1 protein-coding gene is annotated in these 1,176 nt (G+C 47.8%); it reads left to right on the top strand.

Annotated elements, in window-relative coordinates; translation table 11 throughout:
• Positions 1-946: transposase (locus H4O21_RS23965; RefSeq protein ID WP_182812358.1), on the top strand; the 946-nt coding region annotated here is incomplete at its 5' end.
• Positions 947-1,176: the final 230 nt, after the last annotated feature.

The raw sequence follows: 1,176 nt of genomic DNA, 5'->3' as shown, positions 1-1,176 counted from the left end.
TGATCAGGTCAGTGGTCAGAGTTTTGAACACCGCCGTGATTGGATTGAGCAACGTATTCTCCAGTTAGCCTCTGTGTTTACGATTGATATTGCTGCTTATGCGGTGATGAGCAATCACTACCATCTGGTGTTGAGGGTTGATAAGGATACAGCAGAATCTTTGTCAGATGATGAGGTTCTGGAACGTTGGACACAGCTCTTTAGTGGGCCTTTGCTGGTACGTAGCTATCTGGATAGCAGCGATGGATTTAATGAGGCTATGCTGCAGAAAGTCTCTGAATTAGCAGCAGTTTTCCGGGAGCGGCTTTACGATATTTCCTGGTTTATGCGAGTTCTGAATGAATCTATCGCTCGTATGGCTAATAAGGAAGATGGTGTGACAGGGCGTTTCTGGGAAGGACGCTTTAAAAGTCAGGCTTTATTAGATGAGCAGGCTATTCTCTCTGTGATGGCATATGTGGATCTTAACCCTGTGCGTGCAGGAATGTCTGAAGATCTTATTAGCTCAGACTACACCTCGGCTCAACGCCGGATAACAGGTGAACCTGTCTCTAAAGCTGAGCGCACAGATGTGATCAGTGATGCTGATGAGCCTGTGCCAAATCAACTGAAATTTGAGGCTCTGGAGCATCTGCCTTTAGCTACTTTAATGCCGTTTGATCCAGCGGGTCGTGCTGCTTGTGCTGTGCCGTTTGCGCTACAGGACTATCTGGAGTTTGTGGATTATCTGGGACGAGCTGTTCATCCCGATAAACGGGGTTTTATTCCTGCGAATAAACCGGTATTGATGAAAGCTCTGGGGTTGTCAGAAGCCTGGATTGAGGAGGCCGCTAATGGCAGCTGGCTGAAAAGCTTTGGCTGGGCAATCGGTACTCAGGACCATTTAAGACAAAGCTATTCAGGTCGTATTAAAGGGCTGAGTAAAGCCCGTTTGCTGGCCGCTTAGGAGGTAGGCTAGCGGTGATTGAGAGAGCATTGATTCCCCTGTTTAAGCTGATAAACTGGCTGCTATACTGTACTTCTTGATGCTAAAACGCCAATGACAGACTACCAGCAACAGGGACAGGCAGTCTGGCGTTTTGAGATGCGGGATCAGCAGATTCCGGCGGTGGTTCTGAGTGATCAGCTCCAGCTGAATATTATCGAACTTAAGAAAGCAGATCGGCTAGCCACTGA

Source organism: Oceanospirillum sediminis (assembly GCF_014164585.1).
GTDB lineage: Bacteria > Pseudomonadota > Gammaproteobacteria > Pseudomonadales > Halomonadaceae > Oceanospirillum > Oceanospirillum sediminis.
The sequence above is the reverse complement of the archived record's forward strand: the minus strand, read 5'-3'. Positions and strand labels throughout refer to the sequence as shown.